Below are 17995 nucleotides of genomic sequence, written 5' to 3' on the forward strand. Positions count from 1 at the left end.
TCTGCACCTTTTTTTTATAATTTTAAAGCATTATTACGTGCTCTAAGTCTCATTATGAATTAAAAAAAATTATACATTTTCAATTCTTTGATAGCAATCGCTGTTAATTAGTCGTAAAGAATTATGATCATCCGCAGATTAATTATGTTTACCAGGAGCAATATAATGAGCGCTAAAAGCATTACCCTGAAGGAACTTGAAAAGTACGGTATTCATGATGTGGCTGAAGTGGTTTATAACCCAAGTTACGAGCTATTATTCACGGAAGAAACTAAGCCCGGGCTAGAAGGTTATGAGCGCGGTACTGTGACCACCTTAGGTGCAGTTGCGGTTGATACAGGTATTTTTACCGGTCGTTCACCAAAAGATAAGTACATTGTTCGTGATGATGTGACTCGCGATACAGTGTGGTGGGCAGACCAAGGTAAAGGTAAAAACGACAATAAGCCAATGTCACAAGAAGTTTGGGCGGATCTCAAGCATATCGTGACAGAACAGCTGTCAGGTAAACGTTTGTTTATCATTGATGCATTCTGTGGCGCTAATGCCGACACTCGTCTAAAAGTCCGTTTCATCACTGAAGTTGCTTGGCAGGCACACTTCGTTAAAAACATGTTCATTCGGCCATCAGATGAAGAGTTAGTGGGTTTTGAGCCTGACTTCATTGTGATGAACGGTGCTAAATGTACTAACCCTAACTGGAAAGAGCAGGGGCTAAACTCTGAAAACTTTGTAGCGTTCAACCTGACTGAGCGTATGCAGTTGATCGGCGGCTCTTGGTACGGCGGCGAAATGAAAAAAGGGATGTTCTCAATGATGAACTACCTTCTGCCGTTGAAAGGTATTGCTTCTATGCACTGCTCTGCTAACGTCGGCGAAAAAGGCGATGTTGCTATTTTCTTCGGTTTATCAGGAACAGGTAAAACCACACTGTCGACTGATCCAAAACGTAAGTTAATCGGTGATGATGAGCACGGCTGGGATGATGACGGCGTATTCAACTTCGAAGGCGGTTGCTACGCGAAAACTATCAATCTGTCTAAAGAAGCAGAGCCAGATATCTATGGTGCTATCAAACGAGATGCACTGCTTGAAAACGTCATGGTGTTAGCAGATGGTACGGTTGATTTCAATGATGGTTCAAAAACAGAAAACACCCGTGTTTCTTACCCGATTTACCACATTGATAACATTGTAAAACCTGTTTCTAAAGCAGGCCATGCGACAAAAGTTATCTTCCTGACGGCGGATGCATTTGGGGTTTTACCACCAGTTTCTCGTTTGACGCCAGAACAAACTCAATACCATTTCCTTTCTGGTTTTACCGCCAAACTCGCGGGTACAGAGCGTGGTGTGACTGAGCCAACGCCTACTTTCTCAGCATGTTTTGGCGCTGCATTCTTATCGTTGCATCCAACACAATATGCAGAAGTATTAGTTAAACGTATGGAAGCAGCAGGTGCGAAAGCATATTTAGTGAATACAGGTTGGAACGGTACGGGTAAACGTATTTCAATCAAAGATACCCGTGCAATCATTGATGCTATTTTAAGCGGTGATATTGAAAAATCTGACATGATTAAATTGCCAGTCTTCGATTTAGAAGTCCCAACAGCATTACCTGGTGTGGATACTAATATCCTTGACCCTCGTAATACTTATGCAGACAAAGCACAGTGGGATGAAAAAGCCAAAGATTTAGCTGAGCGTTTCGTGAAGAATTTCGATAAATATACGGATACCCCAGCGGGTGAAGCATTAGTTAAAGCAGGTCCGAAACTGTAATCGTTGAATGTATATTTTCATGAAAAAGGCTCTACCTTAGGTAGAGCCTTTGTTGTTTTAGGCGTGTTATTCAGCGGCAGGTAAATCAAATAATAAGATTTCGCTGTCTTCATCTGCTTTAATTGTTAGGCTGTTTTCTTGCCAAATTGCTAAGCCGTCGCTAGTTGTGGCTTGTTGCCCATTGACTTCTACAGTCCCTTTTACCACTTGAATCCATACAACTCGTTTATCTGCAATGTTGTGAGTTTGTATTTGATCCGCGGGCAATGCCCAACGCCATAATTGCATATCTTGATAGACTTTTAATGAACCATCTTGCGCATTTGGTGAAAGCACAAGTTGTTTGCCATCTTTTGAATCAAAACGCTTTTGTTCATAACGTGGTTCAATGCCTGTTTTTTCAGGGATAATCCAAATTTGGTACAAATGCAGTTCTTTTTCATTGTCCGGGTTATATTCTGAGTGACGAATACCGGTGCCTGCACTCATAATTTGAAATTCACCTGCGGGAATTTGCTCCATATTGCCCATGCTGTCTTTATGTTCCACCGTGCCATTAAGCACATAGGTTAAAATTTCCATATCTTTGTGCGGGTGTGTCCCAAAACCTTGGCCTGCAGCAATAAAGTCTTCGTTAATCACCCTTAGTGCTGAGAACCCCATAAAATTTTCATCATAGTAACTAGAGAATGAGAAAGTGTGCCAACTATCGAGCCAACCATGATTAGCATGACCTCGTTCATTTGCTTTACGTAGATAGATCATAGTGTTATCTCCTTTACGGACTTCAACTTTGGTTGAACTCACTCTTAATGTATTGATGATAGTTTAACCTGTTTTCACTTAGAGAAAAGTAGCTACCATTAACCATAGAGTTCAAATAATTTGAATAAGTATGCCATTGTTGGATGAGATAAATCGTTAGATGAGGAAGATTCGATAGTGAACATATTACAGAACTGCTGTATCAGGTAAAAAAATAGCCAGCGCAAGGCTGGCTAAAGTAAACACTGGAAGCAATGTGAGCAATGTCGTACCCCCAACAAAAGGTGACTAAGTAACCGTATTGAGGAGGTGATGATAATGATAATAGTTATCACTATCGTTTGTAAAGCATTATTTTTAACCAAAATAATATATATTATAATTAAATCTGTAATTATATGATTTGTATGAATTTAAATATTAACCATTATTTTTCAATGGATTAAGTATATTAGTATTAGTCGTAAAAAATAATTTTCTATTTAAAATATCTTGAATTAGCAAATACCTAATCGATATGCCCATTTGACGAGCCCCACGGAGCTGTGTGTACCTAGTTTTCTCATTAAGTTAAGACGGTGTGTTTCAACTGTTTTTATGGTGATTTTTAAATCTTCTGCAATATCGCGGTTACGGCGTTCTTCTGAGATTAGCTTTAATATTTGCCTTTCCCGAGTTGTTAGTCGTACTGGTTCTTTAGTTTGGGTTAACTCAAATATTTGAGCTTCACTTAAAGAAGGGTCAATAAAAACTCGATTCATAAAGACAACAGATTGCAAGGCTGATAATAAGGTTTGCTGAGAGCTATTCTTTAAAACATACCCCATAGCGCCCGCATTCAGTGCAGAACAGGCCCGATGCTCCACCCGATCTGCTGTCAGTACAATAATATTGAGGTCATGCCAACGTTGTTTTAGCCGACAAATGACGTCAATACCATCCATGCCAGGTAAGCCTAAGTCTAATATAACAAGATCGGGATTTAATTTCTGACAGGTTTCATAGACCTGTAAGCCATTACAGACAACACCGATAACTTCATACTCAGGAAGATATGAAAGAAAATGCTTAATACCAGCACTTAATAGTTCATGGTCTTCGACTAATAAAACTTTTTTCTTCATATTAAAATTATAGATTCAATTATTATTGATTACATTTTTATCGATAAATAGCTATGGATGTCAAATAATATTTTTTATTTAAATTAATATATATAAATAAAATATTAAATTTATATTCTATTTTTATTTAATAAATATACTAGCCAATTATCACCATTAATCATTTCCCACGTTGCACCTTGGGATAAAAGTGATTGAGCTAACCGCTCTCTGAGTTCCGTAACTTCAGGGTTCGGGCTAGCTAACAGTAACCCACGAATGGAATTAAAATCAAAACAGCAAGATTCTAATTCGTGAATAAATTTAATAAATGAAATGGTTGCCATTCTTTTATTTTTTGAATGTGCTGTGGAGGAAAAGTCACAAATTATTAGTTCTTTATCATTTAACCTATAAGTTAATTCAAAATGAGTGAACTCAACCTTCCAACCAATAAAAATACTGCTATTATTAAAGAAAGCTTTTTGAGGCTGCTTCCCTTTTCTATATAAATACTCGGTGACTGCATCTAATTGAGCCATATTTTGTATTCTTTCTTAATTTAGTATAGTCATTATTCTATTTGCACTATTTACATTCTTACAGAGGATGTAATTCTTTCTTGTAATGATATAATTTCGCGTGTTATATCTAACATACGTTTTGACGCTTCAGAGGCTTTATCGGCTGTATTTGAGAGCAATTTATGGTACTCAATCGCTGAGTTAGACTGAAAATCGCCTAATAATTGTTTTTTTTGTGCATCACGAGTTGTACTCGCCATACTTACTGATACCGACCCTTCTACCATTTTTCCAATCCCGTTAGTCCCTGCGGAAATAAACTCACCACCTAGACTTGCCCCCTTAGCCATGCCGAAGCCTGCACCACCGATACTGACGACGCCTGAAGTTGTTTTTGCAATAGCGTTGGATAAAGCTGCTTTATAATTAAGTTGTATTGAATCCTGTTTGGTCGATATTGCCGTGAGCTCTTTTTTGAATGCGGTGCTTTGTTGAGATGCAAAGAAGTCACGTTGCATATCGCGAATGTCACTATTCATTTTTTGTAGCATTGAAATGATGGCATCCATCATGGCATAAACATTCGTTGATGAGGATATCGAAGCGTTTTTTATATCAGATTGATTTGGACATATTTGTTCTATATCTATTGTATTTGAGTTGATGTTATTCATTTTTAATCCTTATTTAAGGTAATTAGTTATTTTCTAGAGAAATTTAAATAAGCGTTATCATTATTGCTAATTGCCGATGCAATTAACCCGTCATCTATGTTAATAAAACAGCTTGTGTCATTAATTAATGACTTAATTGTATTAGAGTCAATAGACTCTAACGAGTCTAGTATGGAATGACTGATGTTGGTAATTTGATTACCTAATTCAGTATAGTCATTTAATTGTTGGGCGAATACTTGTTGTATGGAACTCACCCCCTCATTTAAAACTTCACTTTTGCATGAAGTCGTTTTATTTATTTCTGGAATAGTCACTGTTGGATGGTTTTTATTTTCTGGGGAGTAATGATAATTCACTCCTGAGGTTGATATTTGTTTTAGTGCATCAGTAAATACTTGTTTACTGGAATTTATTGTACTCTGGTTAATTAACTCGGCACTCATATGGCCTAATGTATAATTTACCATATATACAGTACATAAAAGAGGTAGCACTTGCTCTCCTCTTTTGCGCATACTTTCACCAACTTTTCCTATTAATTCAATTAATAATGAAGTGATATCTGTAAACCTTGTTTTATTACAATGTGAATTTATTGGTTTAATGGCATCGTTCCAATCTGCATTTTCGGGTATACAGTTGGAAAAACTACCGGGAGCTGCCTCTTCTAATTGAGATAATAATATTTGCTGTTGGGGAAGGTTGTTTCTGACAGTATTTAATGCAATAGCGACTTCACTCAGTGCCACCTCGATAAGTTCTGAACTTAATGGTTTTTCGCTTAAGTTTCTAAGTAAAGGTGCTAATAAGCTCCCGTTAGAAACGAATATTGCGTTTGATTGATTTTCCTCTCTTTTCGTTGAAAAATAATCAATAAATTCACTATTCGGGTGCTCATGAGTTATTGAAGTGGTATGCATAGCATTAAACCATTGAAGAAGCGATATGTGCTTGGGTTGATGCTATCGTACTTAGTAATTTAGTACCATCTTGAACTACAGCGGCTTTGTCTTCTTGCAATGAGCGTACTTTTTTTACGGTTTCTTCTTTTTCTCTTTCAAAGAATTCAAACATATTTTGCAGCCAAGTTTGATCTAGCATTAATTGGTCAATTTGTTTTTGTAATTTTGCCTTTTGGATTTCTAAAGACCCCATCGTTACTTGCTGTGCGCCTGATATCACACCTCGGGATGTTTGCAAAAACATATCAACGCGAGATACTGATGCTTTACTGACGGCTTTTAAAACATCTTTTTGTATTTGTCTGGTAGTATTGCTAATCAATTGCTCTGTGGTTAGTTCTATTCCATCTTTAGCCACTTTTTTAGCTGCTTTCTTTGCCGCTTTTTCAACGGATTTAGTGACAAGTTCTTCTATTGCTTTTTGTGAAAATGAATCAATCATTTTATTAAATATTGTTTTTCCTGCTTTTTCAGCAGCTTGCTTCCCTAGTTGATTGATAATTTGATTACCAATTTGCGTACTGACTTCTTGGCCAACTGATTTAGCTATCCCTTTAATGGCTGTTTGACTGCCTTCTTTTATTGCCACATTTAGTGCTTCTCCTGCTCCTTCTTTTAAGACTTGAGTTGCCACTTTTGGAACAATTTTAGTCGCGATTGCATTACGCACTGCACTGGTAATATCAATAGCCGCCCCCATAAGTTCAAATGACATCTGTGTGATAGCAAACTTGTTGGCCGCAGCATGATATTTTTCAGCGTTATTGGGGTCTATCAGCGCCATGGTATTGGCTACCGCTTTGCCAATACCTGCAAGCCCAGCCATGAAGTCCATGCTTCCACTTGCAGCCATCATGGCATTACCTGATAAGAAGCCACCAACCATTTTGGTCACACCGACGACAACTTCTACTGCGGCAATAACCCAGTCAAAAATAACACCAAAAACACCGGCTTTTCTGGCTTTATCTTGTTGTTCAACGGCTTTTTCCATTTGCTCGCGAATATTTTTGACTTCTTCCATTCGTAGCATGTCTTGTTTTTTAGTCAGAATTTCAAGCATTTCCCCTTTAGTTGAGGCAATGTCCCCTAAAACCTGACCAACGAGTAGTAATGATGCGGCAAACATTGAGTTCATTGGTAACCCTTCAATTTTGGCTAAAGACATATTTAGCATAGGGTTAGATGTATTATTTCTTTCATTATCAGGAGAGAGCTGCTGTAATGTTTGGAATACTTCTTCTAGATCAGAAGCAGCTTGTGTTTGAGAAACCTCTTCTTTACTGGCTCGTGGAGTTGCCAGTTTTATCATTGGTGTATTTTGCGCTGTAGCAACATTATTTAACTCACCAAATTGCAAAGGGGTTGTCTGATGAGTACTTTTAGGTAAAGTGGTCGATATATCATGTAACCTATTTTCTGTAGATATATCTGTTCGATAAAGAGAACGCTCAAGAAGCATTGTCATTGTGATATCTCCGATATTGGATTTAGCATTTTTTGAGCACTTTGTTTGATTTCTTGATACTCTTTTAAGTCATTACACCAGCGAATGGCAGCATGAAATGCTTTATTTGCGTATTCAGTATTACCCAGCAAGTGATAACTGAGGCCTGTAAAAAAGGCGGGGCGAGGGTCATCTATTTTAATCGTCCCTGCACGTACGAAGTTATTTATGGCATTTTCATGTTCACCTAAACGTTGATGGCATAACCCTAGAGCAAGTAAATTTTCGGGGTTCCATTGTTCTAAACAAGTTAATAGATAATAAATATTGCGTGCAGCGGAAAAATCATTGGCATTAAACAATTGGTTGGCATATGCATAGAGTCGTTCTAATTGCTGGTTATCTAAGCCAGCAATTAGTTTTAAAGAACCACCACGCGCTAAAAAATGCTGCAAATTGTCGCTATTTTCATTTTGTGACAGAGTGCTAACTGTTTTTGGCATATAAATCTCATGATGATAAAAGTATCAAAACGTTAATTAGACGAAAGTACGATACTGTTTTTTAACTACACTTTTGTTTTTTTCTGGTGAAAAAAGGTCTCTGTTTTGACCCGTATTTTCAACAGAAAGTTGTTTAAATTGTTTGCTTAATTGATTAAAAATCAGTTTTACTTCTTCTGATTTTTTAATGATTTTTTCTGCTCCAATATCACTTTGCATTACATCATTAAATTTCGCTAACTTACGTAAAGCAATTGGGTCCTTATCTGCTTTTTTATGTAACTCGCTAATTTCATTCTGTAGTACTTTGAATTCATTAATTTGCTTTTTAACATTTATTCTGCAACGTTGCAGTTCGTTAAGCATGCTTTGAAATTGATCTAATTGTTGCATCTTTAATCCTACGATATTTGGTTTTATAGATAGCTATCAATTTATTTTTAGGCTGTTAACGAATAGATTGAGCGATTGATTTAGTTGATTCAGCATTCATGCTTTGGATACTGTTTGCCATTGTGACTGCGGTATTAAAGTTTTGCATGAGTTGCTGTAGTTTAAGTTGGCTTTGTTGAACAAAATCAGAAGCACGACCGGAAGCTGATTCTAAAGCTGATTTAACGGCAGTGAGGTCACCTTTATCTAATTTGCCATTTTTTCCTTGCATAAAGTCATCAATATTTTGGTTGCCATCAATCATGATATTGTTAACGCGCATATAATGAATGACATCAGGTGGAAGCTCTCCAGTAGAGTCTGGTTTATCTAAATCAGCAATAATACGGTCAACTCGATTCGCCATATCTTGTGCATCACGAGAAACTTCTGTTTTCTTTGACATGGCTTCAAATTTAGAATTTGCTAATTCAGTAAATAACAACATAATGTTTTCCATTGTGACCATGGCTGTTCCCATAAGAGAATGATTTGTCATGGCACTTCGATAATTATTATTTTGAATACTGTTATTGTTATTATTTTGAATGCCATTATTACCATTATTTACTATCACATCACCTGTTGAGGGAGTGGTTGGTGTATAATAGCTATTTTGACCTTCATAATACCCGTTTTGATCGAAATCTATATAAACCATGTTATTACCCTTTTTGTTAAAGTTAAAATATAAAAATTTCTTAATTTAGAAGTTAGATAATAAATATTTTGATTTTGAATTTTTTCAAATTTACATGGAAACTATCATTTTTGATTTTACAATTATGATGTTATATGTAATTTATATGCTTAGTTATTGTTTTAATGAGGAACAATGATGTCAGGTTAATACCTTATATTTTCTCATGCGTTTTTACTAGAAAATAAACGAATGTCTTTTTATTAATAAGGGTAATGTATGTCTGCGATAAAGTTTATTATCAGCAAAAACTCAGGTCAGTTATCTTTGAATGGAAAAACCTATACATTCCCAGAAAATTGTTTAGTCATTACCAATGATGAGGCAATTATAGTAGAGTCGATATTAAAGAATCAGCTATTATCTGTAGACTTTGATTCGAGCAGTTTACATAAGGTTTACCCTGAAATAATTAACCTATTGCTTCCTCAAGAAAAAATAACTTATTCAATTGAACCCATCAGAATTATTCGAGCAGAAAGGAATGTATTGGATGTTTTTACCTATCTATTGCAGCTTTCAGAGGATAATTTTTTACACTTTGCTTATACTTATTGTTTAGGGTTAGATAACGTATATTTTTCCTCTCTACTTTATAAATATATTTCAGGTAATAAAGACTTTTGTAGTTTTATTGAAAACCATTTTATGCGTCAGTGGTCCGTTGTTCGCTTAGCTCAGGAATTTGATTTACCTGTGCGTAAGTTTAATGAGTTATTTTTATGTACATATGGTCAAACAGCTAAACGCTGGTTGTTGGAGCGACGGATAAAACATGCAAAGAAACTGTTAAGTACAACATCCATGAGAGTCATTGATATTGCCATAGAATGCGGGTTTTCAAGTCATGCCCATTTTACGGATAGATTCCGTCGTTATATAAATTGTAGTCCAAAGCAATTTCGCAATCGTTCGCTTCAAATAAACAGCTATAACACGAGGGAGTAACTATGGACATAGAAGCGATTACTAACCAACTTTCGCAACTCGTTGATAAAGCGGGTAATGAAGTGCAATCAAAGGTGACCGCAGCTGACCTTAATGACCCAGCAAGGATGTTACAGGCACAATTTGCGATACAACAATATTCTGTTTTTGTGAGTTATGAAAGTGCGATTATGCGGGCAGTGAAAGATATGTTGTCAGGGATAATTCAGAAGATATGAATTTATTAGATTTCAGTATGAGGCAACTTATTATTGAAAGTGGATTAGCGGCTGTAAATAATGGGCTTTATATTCAAGCTGAAGCTATTCGTCATGTATTACCATATCTGACGGAAAATGAAAGTGCCTGTAATATTATTGATGCAACCATACTTATTGGAATGAATAATTTATATCTTGCCGAAGAAAAATTACAGAGTGATAAGTCTCCAGAAGCAGAGCTACTAAAGCAATTTATTGAATATATAACAATAAGCAATAATTGATTGTTATACTCATAATATATTAAAAATAGGATATTAATACGATGGATATTACATCTGTATCTACTGCCGGTGTGCAAACATTAACAGAAAAACTCCCCTCCATTGAACGAGCTGAGGATGTCGATTTATTTACAAATATGCTTTTTGAACAACCCACACTTAACCCAGAAGAGATGATAATCGCTTCATTACAAGATAAATCATTGTCAATTTCAAATACAATTAATAATGCACGAGCAACTGTCGATGTTCTGAATAACCCGGCAACTATGTTAACGGCACAATCTTTTCTTAAAAATGCTATGGTGGAAGTGGATTTAATTGCAAAAGTGACTGGGCAGCTATCTCAAGGAATTAATAAACTGGTAAGTATGCAATAATGAAGTTTTTTATTCGTTTTAGTTCTATCGTGTTAATTTTATTTTTTTTAACGGGTTGTAAAGTTGAGCTTTATAGTGACTTATCTGAAGAAGAAGCAAATCAGATGATTGCTTTATTGATGCTGAGAAATATTGATGCAGAAAAAAACATTATTAAGGGAAGCGGCGTTACTATTAATGTAGAAAAAGATGATTTTGCCAATGCAGTTGAAGTATTACGCCAGCAAGGTCTACCTAATAAACGAACAGAAAATATTGCTGATTTATTTCCTCCGGGGCAGTTAGTCACTTCTCCAGCACAAGAACAGGCAAAAATAACTTATTTAAAAGAACAAAATATAGAAAAAATGCTACTGAGTATGGATGGGGTTATTATTGCTCAAGTTGCTATATCGGAAAGTACCAATGTAAATCGTCGTGAAATACCGCCGCCTACCGCTTCAATATTTATTAAGCATGCGCCGGGTATCAATATGCAAAGTAGAGAGCCAGAAATTCGTAGAATGGTCCAAAAATCTATCTCAAATTTAACAGTAGAAAATATCAGTATCGTTATGCAAATGGCTGATTATCGACATAAACAGGCGAAGTTTCTGGATAAGACCAAAAATGGCTGGGAATGGCGAAAGTACCTTCCCTGGATAGTTGTGGCAGCCATAATGACCAGTGCTATTGTATTATTAATTGTATTAAGAAATAGACCTAATATATGAATAATATTATTGAGGTTGAACAACAACGATTACATGAGTTGGTATGGCGTCCAGGTAAATGGATGCATGCATCTTGGTGGAGAGCATTCGAGTTATCTCAATGGCAACAGGTGTATCAGCAATCTCCATCTTGCCAAGGCGCAATAGATAACATGATTCTTCGCCGCAAAGACTTATCTTTTTCTCCTATATTAAAGCAGCTTGAACCACGTCAGTATCAAATTTTGGCATTAGAAACACGTTTAATGAAGTTGTTTCTTGCGATGGGGATTCTGGTATTAGCTTGCCCTGATTATCTGGTACTTCGTCGATATCGTTGCCGTTTGACGGATATTTTCGGTGAGCAGGGGTGTGAGCAGCTATTGGCAATAGGGACCTTCTATCATTCTCCTTCTCAGGTTATTTATTCTGAAGAGGATTTCATCGAGAAAGCCCAAGGGATAGGACTAAGTTGGTGGTATGCAGAGAAAACCGATTGTGTGGTCTATCACGCGTTGAAAACAACCTTTCCAAATTACCCGCCCCAAGAAGCCCCCCGTCTTGGTAGTATTTTTCCTTGGCTATTACGTATTGGGCGTTTTTTATGAAGGTGATTTCAGTTCCTGTAATTTCATTGCCTGACTTACCTGTATTTGGGCCTATTATTCCGACAGAGGAGTTAATAAACTGTTTTTCTGCAAACAATATTATAGAAATAGCCCAACAAAAAGCTCAAATTATCTATCAAGAGTCTCAAAAATATCTAGATGAAACAAAACAGGAATGTCAGAGCTTACGAGAACTAGCTTATCAAGAAGGCATGGCTTTATTGGAAGAGGAAGCTCCATTGATTAGGCAGAAGATTGCTACTGAGTCTATTGAGTGGTTAGTGTCAGAACATCAACTAGAACAAAACATTTTAATGTGTTTGGAGCCACGTTTAAGGGAAGTGCTAGTTAGCGTGCTTGATATGTTTTTTATTGAAAATGATAGTACTGGATTATTGTTCAATCAGCTTCGCACTAAACTAGAGGAAATAAAGAATGAAAAGTCAGCAACGCTTTATATTCATCCTAGTCAGTACAATAAATTAATAAAGCTTTTTTCTGGTTACCCGTGGCTACATATTCAAGTTGATGAGACGAAAGACAAAGATGAGGCATTGCTTTCATCATCTTTATTTAATCTCCATATTAATCTGAAAGAACAATTAGAATCAATTTGTGCACATTTGTTATTAGCTGAAGAGGAAACATGTAATGCCTGTTAAAGTAGAATCTATAGACCCGCGACTCTCTTTAGTGAAAAACCAGCAATTGGCCCAACAAAATATTGAGTTGACGCGCCAAAATGAACAAAGAAAATTAGTGACGCAAGTCATCCCTGCACAATCAGCTCTTGAAATAGCGCAAAATCAATTGAATACAGAAGTTCCTGAACTTGATAGTTATCTCTCTGATGGTTATTTGATACAAGAAACCCAAGGAAACATTGGGTTAGCCATTGGCAACTTTGTGCGAATGAGAGGTGGTCATAACCCTAGAGTATCTGAACGTCCAACCCGCAGCATGTTGCAGCGTCTAGCCAAAAACTTAGAGGATTCAGACCCTACAAGTGTGGGAGAGTTGCGCCATCGAATTGGCGGAGTAACTAAGGTTGAAGAGATTGACGACCTTCTGAATAGTTTTCAACGGCATCATTTAGATACTGCCGAATGTATTTTGCTACTTGCTAGTATGTTAAATGAAAAAGAAAATGATCAATCCTCTAGCCATGTACTGAAACAAACACTAGAAAAAGTGATGGCAGGAGATAATGAGTGGGTTTTAAAACTATTTACGCATTTAGAGTGCGGTGCTGTTACCCCACAAGCATTAGGTGAATTACGTTTTTTATATCAGCAAGCAACAAGTAACCAACCTGAATTACTTTATTGGTTTAAACAATTTAGTCAATTTGAAGGTAGTCAACAACAGCTAAGAACACTTATTCGTACTTTATCTTTTGAGCTCTCAGCAGGTTATAAGGCAACGGATATTCGCCTAGCGGCAGTGATTACTGATTTAAAATGGTTATTGCAGTTTTTAACTATCGAAGTACAAAGCAAACATTTAGCAAACTCCCTAGATTTACCAAATATAACAGATAAGCATGTGACCTGCTTATTATTGGAAATAGTACAACAATCTTGGTTATATTCTGATTGGCTAGAAAGTAAAATTAGTTTACAGACATCAGAAAAACAGTATAAATATGCTAGAGGATTAATGGAGTTAATCAAATTATTACCGGATGACTGCTTTTCGGATTACGACCAACGAGAAATGGTTATTAGTGTATTTATTGAATACTTACAACAATTAAATGAATTAGAATAGTGACTTTTTTCGTTTTTATCAGGTAAATACCTGATTATATCTATCTAAGTTTTATTAGAATATGTTAATAATAATGAAAAATACCTTTATTTTAAATTTCTTTTTAAGAATGTAGATGGAATTACAAACAAAACGGTGGTTAGAAAGGTTTTTGCAGCTGGTTGAATTACCTAGTGATGGTATTTCTGCAAAAATGGAGTTTTTACATCCATGTTATCGTTTTTATATTGAATATATCAACAATAATATCATTCTTACCGTAGGTAAAAAGGTAGAGCTTGTTTATCAAGAAAATATATTAGAGAAATTATTAACACAACGCATCCCTGCGAGGACTAAGGGGACATTATTACGTCCTTGGGTAGGGGGAGGTTATCAAATGCTAAGTTGTAAATTAAATACAACGAGCTCTATTTCTCATTGGGTTTATTGTTTTAAAACAATGCAACGCTTACTTGATGAGGCTATCGGATTAAAATAATGGAATTTATTAGGCAATTTTTAATCGTTATTTCTCGCCGACAAGATATTTTTCTCGTTATTTTGTTGTTAGTCGCTATATTTATGATGATTATCCCGTTACCAACAGGGCTAATTGATTTCCTTATTGCACTGAACCTAATGATATCCATTCTCTTAATGATGATGGCCATTTATATTAAAAGCCCATTAGAATTCTCGACTTTTCCTGCGGTGTTATTAATTACCACTTTGTATCGCTTATCTTTAACAATTAGCACGACTAGGCTGATCCTCTTACAAGCAGACGCCGGCGATATTATTGATACATTTGGTAAATTTGCTGTTGGTGGTAATTTAGGCGTAGGGCTTATTGTTTTTATGATCATTACTATCGTGCAGTTTATCGTGATAACTAAAGGCTCTGAGCGTGTTGCAGAAGTTAGTGCTCGTTTTTCATTGGATGCAATGCCAGGTAAACAAATGAGTATTGATGGTGATTTACGTGCAGGCACTATTGATGCCGATGAGGCACGGAGGTTACGCGGTTTAGTCCAAAAAGAAAGTCAGCTTTTTGGTGCTATGGATGGTGCTATGAAATTTGTTAAGGGCGATGCTATCGCGGGTATTATCATTATATTAGTGAATATATTAGGAGGAACAGCTGTTGGTGTGATGGTGCATGATATGAGTGCTAGTACTGCATTTTCTACTTATGCGATTCTTTCTATTGGTGACGGTTTGATCAGCCAAATACCTGCTTTATTAATATCGATCACTGCTGGGATTATTGTGACCCGTATATCTGGAGAAGAAAAAAATAACCTTGCGGGTGATTTGGTTATGCAAATAAGTAAGCAATCGCAAGCAGTCGTATTAACCTGTGCTATTTTACTGGTATTTGGTTTTTTACCTGGTTTCCCAACGGTTTATTTCTTTATTCTATCAGCTATTGTCTTTGCAATTTCATTTTTTACTAAAAAAAGAACGGCGACGGAACAGGATGAATATATCAATTCAGATTTAAGTGGTAGTTCAGCTAACCAAACTATCAGCCCCGGTTCAACCCCATTAATTATCCGGATGGCTAAAGATTGCTGCAATAAGAATATATTGGCTTCTCAAATTGATATCTTCCGTTTCCAAAAGTTTGAGCAAATTGGTATCCCTTTGCCGGAGATTAATTTACAAGTAGATAATAATTTACCCTCTGGTTCTTTAAAGATTTTATTATATCAGGAGGTTGTCCTCGATATCATTTTACCTAAAGGCCTGATGTTAGCCGATATTAGTTCACCAGATATTACCCAAGCTAAACAGAGAGATAAACTATCGTTCGGTGGTAATCAATCATTACAGTGGGTTTCACCTGATAATAAAGACGTATTATCAGCCATGAATATTACGCTTTATCAAGATGAAGCGACAATTATTCATTGTTTATCAATTGTAGTCGACCGCAATGCAAAAGAATTTATAGGCGTGCAGGAAACACGTTTTCTGATGGATGCAATGGAAGGGAAATATGCTGATTTAGTTAAGGAAATACAGAGGCAATTACCTATTGGGCGTATTGCAGATATACTTCAGCGTTTAGTTTTAGAAAATATATCTATTCGTGATCTACGCACAATCTTTGAGTCATTGATTGAGTGGAGCCCTCGAGAAAAAGACCCTGTCATGATAACTGAGTATGTGCGAATTGGCTTACGTAGGCATATTATCGCTAGACATAGTATAGGGCAGCCGTGGATCAGTGGTTGGGTTATTGGTGATAATATTGAGAATCATATTCGTGAAGCTATTCGGCAAACTGCTTCAGGTTCTTATTCTTCATTAGAGCCTAACTTTAGTGAAAGGCTAATAGAAAAGATTAAAGAGGTGACTCAGAATAATTATCAAACTCAAAATGTGCTAATAACGACAATTGATGTGAGGCGTTTCCTCCGTAAAGTTATTGAACGGGAGTTTTATGGGTTAAAGGTACTCTCATTCCAAGAGATTGGTGAAGATGCTGAACTACGTATTATTGGTAATATTGATCTTATTGGGGAACATGAGTAATGCGTCAGCCCGATTATAATATTATTTATAATACATTGTTTGAACGTTTAAAGTTCCCTGTAAATAGCGAAAGCTTAAGTGTTCGACTAACGGGGAAAATCGTTAAAATTGGCCCAACATTGTTACGTGCATCATTACCAGGTGTCAGCCTTGCTGAGTTTTGCCACTTAAAACCTAGCGGTATTGATGCTGAGGTCGTTTCTATTGATGGTGATTATGCATTGTTATCCCCTTTTTCTGAGCCTCTGGGAGTTACCGTTGGGTCGGATGTTATTCCTACAGGGCATTGTTACCAAATTTGTGTTGGTGACTTTTTGCTTGGCCGTGTACTTGATGGTTTAGGTCGACCGCTTGATCACTCCAATCTACCTCAATATGGAGAGTATCGAACTCTGAACGCTGATGTACCCAATCCTCTCCTTCGGCAAATTATTGACACGCACTTGCCATTAGGTGTGCGTGCGATTGACGGGTTATTGGCTTGTGGGATAGGGCAGCGAATAGGTATTTTTGCGGCGGCAGGGTGTGGCAAAAGTACCTTGTTAGGCATGATTAGTGAAGGGTGTGAGTCTGACATTATTGTATTGGCTTTGATTGGTGAAAGGGGACGAGAAGTTCGTGAGTTTTTAGAGCACACTTTAACCCCGCAAGCATTGAAGCGTTGTGTGATAGTTATTGCGACCTCTGATAGATCTGCGCTAGAGCGTTTGAAAGCTGCATATACGGCAACAACAATCGCTGAATATTTTCGCGACCAAGGGAAAAATGTGTTGTTAATGATGGATTCATTAACACGTTTTGCCCGCGCATCAAGGGAAATAGGGCTTGCTGCGGGGGAGTGTGCTACATCGGGTGGATATCCCCCCAGTTTTTATGCTCAATTACCCCGTCTATTAGAGCGAGCTGGGCGAGCTGAATCAGGAAGTATTACCGCTATTTATACTGTCCTTGTTGAGGGCGATAACATGAATGAGCCCGTTTCAGATGAGGTTCGTTCAATTCTAGATGGACATATAGTTCTTTCGCGAAAACTAGCGCAGGAAAATCATTACCCTGCGATTGACATCAATGCGAGTATTAGCCGAGTTATGGGGCAGGTTACCAGTGAGCAGCACCGTAAAAATGCAGGGAAATTGAGAAAATTACAAGCTGCTTGGAAAGACATTGAACTGTTAGTCCGTGTTGGTGAGTATCAAACAGGGCAAGACCCTGAATCCGATGAAGCATTAATGAAAAGGCCAATAATCAGGGAGTTTCTTTGCCAACCAACCGATGAGCGGGTTAAGTTCCAAGATACACTGGATATGTTATGCAAAATTATCAAACAACCTTAACGGCTTTATTTGCTTTAAAAAAGCGCCGTGAAACGCGACTTCGTTCTATTTTAACGCAATTAAATCAACAGATAAGTGAGCAAATTCAGGTTAATGAAAGTTTGATGAAACTCAGGGAGGAACTCTGTGAGCAATGGAAACATTATGGTTCACATGAACAATTACTGACACCCAGTGCTATTAGAGAGTATCGCACTACGTTGACAAATTATTACCTGCAAGATCAGGCAATTCTACAAAAAAGTAGTATGGCTAAAAGAATATACAGTGAATTACAGATAGAAAAAGAACAACAATTAAGTTTATTACAAGAAAATATAATCGAGCAAGAAAAACTAAAACTCCTAATGGAATAAAC

22 protein-coding genes are annotated in these 17995 nt (G+C 36.7%); 13 read left to right on the forward strand and 9 right to left on the reverse strand.

The window, feature by feature from the left end:
• Window positions 1–165 precede the first annotated feature (165 nt).
• On the forward strand, window positions 166–1785 hold the full coding sequence (gene pckA, locus P3L56_RS00495) for a phosphoenolpyruvate carboxykinase (ATP) (protein WP_042848621.1): 1620 nt from the start codon (window positions 166–168) through the stop codon (window positions 1783–1785).
• A 66-nt stretch (window positions 1786–1851) separates the two neighbouring features.
• Here pckA and P3L56_RS00500 read toward each other — a convergent pair whose 3' ends face one another.
• The 9 genes from P3L56_RS00500 to P3L56_RS00540 form a co-directional block, all read right to left on the reverse strand.
• A complete protein-coding gene (locus P3L56_RS00500; RefSeq protein ID WP_048605591.1) occupies window positions 1852–2550 on the reverse strand; it encodes a pirin family protein in 699 nt (232 codons plus the stop codon).
• Window positions 2551–3047: 497 nt separating this feature from the next.
• Entirely contained in the window at window positions 3048–3674 is a 627-nt protein-coding gene (locus P3L56_RS00505) for a two component system response regulator (protein WP_042848619.1), read from the reverse strand.
• A 110-nt stretch (window positions 3675–3784) separates the two neighbouring features.
• Entirely contained in the window at window positions 3785–4195 is a 411-nt protein-coding gene (locus P3L56_RS00510) for a hypothetical protein (protein WP_210815654.1), read from the reverse strand.
• 50 nt (window positions 4196–4245) lie between these two features.
• Window positions 4246–4851: a hypothetical protein gene (locus tag P3L56_RS00515; protein ID WP_042848618.1), complete on the reverse strand. Its 606-nt coding sequence runs from the start codon at window positions 4849–4851 to the stop codon at window positions 4246–4248.
• Between the two features lie 26 nt (window positions 4852–4877).
• Entirely contained in the window at window positions 4878–5774 is an 897-nt protein-coding gene (locus P3L56_RS00520; protein WP_071547568.1) for a hypothetical protein, read from the reverse strand.
• A gap of 4 nt (window positions 5775–5778) precedes the next feature.
• Window positions 5779–7284 carry a type III secretion system translocon subunit SctE gene (sctE, locus tag P3L56_RS00525; RefSeq protein ID WP_210831833.1) on the reverse strand — a complete coding sequence of 502 codons (1506 nt, stop codon included), beginning with the start codon at window positions 7282–7284 and terminating at the stop codon, window positions 5779–5781.
• Window positions 7281–7766 (reverse strand): SycD/LcrH family type III secretion system chaperone, encoded by a 486-nt coding sequence (locus P3L56_RS00530; protein WP_210831834.1) that lies wholly within the window; start codon window positions 7764–7766, stop codon window positions 7281–7283. The genes sctE and P3L56_RS00530 overlap by 4 nt, the downstream gene beginning before the upstream one ends.
• A 36-nt stretch (window positions 7767–7802) precedes the next feature.
• The gene (locus P3L56_RS00535) at window positions 7803–8159 is read right to left on the reverse strand and encodes a hypothetical protein (protein ID WP_048605587.1); all 357 of its coding nucleotides are present in this window, start codon (window positions 8157–8159) and stop codon (window positions 7803–7805) included.
• A 55-nt stretch (window positions 8160–8214) separates the two neighbouring features.
• Complete coding sequence (locus P3L56_RS00540; RefSeq protein ID WP_129467231.1) at window positions 8215–8859, reverse strand: secretion protein EspA; 645 nt, start codon at window positions 8857–8859, stop codon at window positions 8215–8217.
• Window positions 8860–9117: 258 nt separating this feature from the next.
• Here P3L56_RS00540 and P3L56_RS00545 point away from each other — a divergent pair, with 258 nt between their 5' ends.
• From P3L56_RS00545 to P3L56_RS00600, 12 genes are all read left to right on the forward strand, one after another.
• Window positions 9118–9846, forward strand: a complete 729-nt coding sequence (locus P3L56_RS00545) for a helix-turn-helix domain-containing protein (RefSeq protein ID WP_042848615.1) — start codon at window positions 9118–9120, stop codon at window positions 9844–9846.
• Between the two features lie 2 nt (window positions 9847–9848).
• On the forward strand, window positions 9849–10064 hold the full coding sequence (gene sctF, locus P3L56_RS00550; RefSeq protein ID WP_042848614.1) for a type III secretion system needle filament subunit SctF: 216 nt from the start codon (window positions 9849–9851) through the stop codon (window positions 10062–10064).
• Window positions 10061–10330: an EscG/YscG/SsaH family type III secretion system needle protein co-chaperone gene (locus P3L56_RS00555; RefSeq protein ID WP_042848613.1), complete on the forward strand. Its 270-nt coding sequence runs from the start codon at window positions 10061–10063 to the stop codon at window positions 10328–10330. Before sctF ends, P3L56_RS00555 begins: the two co-directional genes overlap by 4 nt.
• Before the next feature lie 41 nt (window positions 10331–10371).
• Window positions 10372–10710, forward strand: coding sequence for a type III secretion system inner rod subunit SctI (sctI, locus tag P3L56_RS00560; protein ID WP_129467233.1), 339 nt, complete (start codon window positions 10372–10374; stop codon window positions 10708–10710).
• Window positions 10710–11423: a type III secretion system inner membrane ring lipoprotein SctJ gene (gene sctJ, locus P3L56_RS00565; protein WP_247605643.1), complete on the forward strand. Its 714-nt coding sequence runs from the start codon at window positions 10710–10712 to the stop codon at window positions 11421–11423. The genes sctI and sctJ overlap by 1 nt, the downstream gene beginning before the upstream one ends.
• Window positions 11420–12010, forward strand: a complete 591-nt coding sequence (locus P3L56_RS00570; protein ID WP_048605583.1) for a type III secretion system domain-containing protein — start codon at window positions 11420–11422, stop codon at window positions 12008–12010. The genes sctJ and P3L56_RS00570 overlap by 4 nt, the downstream gene beginning before the upstream one ends.
• Complete coding sequence (locus P3L56_RS00575; RefSeq protein WP_272686206.1) at window positions 12007–12672, forward strand: HrpE/YscL family type III secretion apparatus protein; 666 nt, start codon at window positions 12007–12009, stop codon at window positions 12670–12672. The genes P3L56_RS00570 and P3L56_RS00575 overlap by 4 nt, the downstream gene beginning before the upstream one ends.
• Window positions 12662–13780, forward strand: coding sequence for a TyeA family type III secretion system gatekeeper subunit (locus tag P3L56_RS00580; protein ID WP_272686205.1), 1119 nt, complete (start codon window positions 12662–12664; stop codon window positions 13778–13780). Before P3L56_RS00575 ends, P3L56_RS00580 begins: the two co-directional genes overlap by 11 nt.
• A 115-nt stretch (window positions 13781–13895) precedes the next feature.
• Window positions 13896–14261: a type III secretion chaperone SycN gene (locus P3L56_RS00585; protein ID WP_272686204.1), complete on the forward strand. Its 366-nt coding sequence runs from the start codon at window positions 13896–13898 to the stop codon at window positions 14259–14261.
• On the forward strand, window positions 14261–16303 hold the full coding sequence (locus tag P3L56_RS00590; protein ID WP_048605578.1) for an EscV/YscV/HrcV family type III secretion system export apparatus protein: 2043 nt from the start codon (window positions 14261–14263) through the stop codon (window positions 16301–16303). The genes P3L56_RS00585 and P3L56_RS00590 overlap by 1 nt, the downstream gene beginning before the upstream one ends.
• Entirely contained in the window at window positions 16303–17637 is a 1335-nt protein-coding gene (sctN, locus tag P3L56_RS00595; protein WP_210831930.1) for a type III secretion system ATPase SctN, read from the forward strand. The genes P3L56_RS00590 and sctN overlap by 1 nt, the downstream gene beginning before the upstream one ends.
• Entirely contained in the window at window positions 17613–17993 is a 381-nt protein-coding gene (locus P3L56_RS00600) for a hypothetical protein (RefSeq protein ID WP_048605576.1), read from the forward strand. The genes sctN and P3L56_RS00600 overlap by 25 nt, the downstream gene beginning before the upstream one ends.
• Window positions 17994–17995: the final 2 nt, after the last annotated feature.

The organism is Providencia sp. PROV024 (genome assembly GCF_032709665.1).
Taxonomy (GTDB): domain Bacteria; phylum Pseudomonadota; class Gammaproteobacteria; order Enterobacterales; family Enterobacteriaceae; genus Providencia; species Providencia huashanensis.

Bases quoted from the DNA above. Each gene is read 5' to 3' on its own strand.
- P3L56_RS00580 (WP_272686205.1), top strand. From the start codon at position 12,662: ATGCCTGTTAAAGTAGAATCTATAGACCCGCGACTCTCTTTAGTGAAA.
- P3L56_RS00555 (WP_042848613.1), top strand. From the start codon at position 10,061: ATGAATTTATTAGATTTCAGTATGAGGCAACTTATTATTGAAAGTGGA.
- P3L56_RS00570 (WP_048605583.1), top strand. From the start codon at position 11,420: ATGAATAATATTATTGAGGTTGAACAACAACGATTACATGAGTTGGTA.
- sctJ (WP_247605643.1), top strand. From the start codon at position 10,710: ATGAAGTTTTTTATTCGTTTTAGTTCTATCGTGTTAATTTTATTTTTT.
- P3L56_RS00500 (WP_048605591.1), bottom strand. From the start codon at position 2,550: ATGATCTATCTACGTAAAGCAAATGAACGAGGTCATGCTAATCATGGT.
- sctN (WP_210831930.1), top strand. From the start codon at position 16,303: ATGCGTCAGCCCGATTATAATATTATTTATAATACATTGTTTGAACGT.
- P3L56_RS00535 (WP_048605587.1), bottom strand. From the start codon at position 8,159: ATGCAACAATTAGATCAATTTCAAAGCATGCTTAACGAACTGCAACGT.
- P3L56_RS00575 (WP_272686206.1), top strand. From the start codon at position 12,007: ATGAAGGTGATTTCAGTTCCTGTAATTTCATTGCCTGACTTACCTGTA.
- P3L56_RS00510 (WP_210815654.1), bottom strand. From the start codon at position 4,195: ATGGCTCAATTAGATGCAGTCACCGAGTATTTATATAGAAAAGGGAAG.
- P3L56_RS00530 (WP_210831834.1), bottom strand. From the start codon at position 7,766: ATGCCAAAAACAGTTAGCACTCTGTCACAAAATGAAAATAGCGACAAT.
- pckA (WP_042848621.1), top strand. From the start codon at position 166: ATGAGCGCTAAAAGCATTACCCTGAAGGAACTTGAAAAGTACGGTATT.
- P3L56_RS00600 (WP_048605576.1), top strand. From the start codon at position 17,613: ATGCAAAATTATCAAACAACCTTAACGGCTTTATTTGCTTTAAAAAAG.
- P3L56_RS00540 (WP_129467231.1), bottom strand. From the start codon at position 8,859: ATGGTTTATATAGATTTCGATCAAAACGGGTATTATGAAGGTCAAAAT.
- sctI (WP_129467233.1), top strand. From the start codon at position 10,372: ATGGATATTACATCTGTATCTACTGCCGGTGTGCAAACATTAACAGAA.
- P3L56_RS00515 (WP_042848618.1), bottom strand. From the start codon at position 4,851: ATGAATAACATCAACTCAAATACAATAGATATAGAACAAATATGTCCA.
- P3L56_RS00545 (WP_042848615.1), top strand. From the start codon at position 9,118: ATGTCTGCGATAAAGTTTATTATCAGCAAAAACTCAGGTCAGTTATCT.
- sctE (WP_210831833.1), bottom strand. From the start codon at position 7,284: ATGACAATGCTTCTTGAGCGTTCTCTTTATCGAACAGATATATCTACA.
- P3L56_RS00520 (WP_071547568.1), bottom strand. From the start codon at position 5,774: ATGCATACCACTTCAATAACTCATGAGCACCCGAATAGTGAATTTATT.
- P3L56_RS00590 (WP_048605578.1), top strand. From the start codon at position 14,261: ATGGAATTTATTAGGCAATTTTTAATCGTTATTTCTCGCCGACAAGAT.
- P3L56_RS00585 (WP_272686204.1), top strand. From the start codon at position 13,896: ATGGAATTACAAACAAAACGGTGGTTAGAAAGGTTTTTGCAGCTGGTT.
- sctF (WP_042848614.1), top strand. From the start codon at position 9,849: ATGGACATAGAAGCGATTACTAACCAACTTTCGCAACTCGTTGATAAA.
- P3L56_RS00505 (WP_042848619.1), bottom strand. From the start codon at position 3,674: ATGAAGAAAAAAGTTTTATTAGTCGAAGACCATGAACTATTAAGTGCT.